1 pseudogene is annotated in these 205 nt (G+C 62.0%); it reads left to right on the top strand.

Features of this window, described 5'->3' with window-relative positions:
* Window positions 1-205 (top strand): annotated as a pseudogene (locus CG50_RS17155) (tyrosine-type recombinase/integrase); the annotation flags it as partial.

Raw genomic sequence — 205 nt, 5'->3', positions numbered from 1 at the left:
GGCCGCGAAAGAGTGGGCCGCACGCGAAGAATTTCTGCTTCTGAATGCAGATGATTCGCCGGCCTCGATCACCTTCGGCGAGCTGATGCAGCGCTATGCGCGCGAGAGATCCCCGCAAAAACGCGGCGCCCGATGGGAAATGATCCGGCTGGAACGGTTCTGCCGCGACGAGATCGCCGGGGTGAACCTTGCCGATCTCACTCCA

The organism is Paenirhodobacter enshiensis (assembly GCF_000740785.1).
GTDB lineage: Bacteria > Pseudomonadota > Alphaproteobacteria > Rhodobacterales > Rhodobacteraceae > Rhodobacter > Rhodobacter enshiensis.
This window is presented reverse-complemented; position numbering and strand designations above follow the sequence as displayed.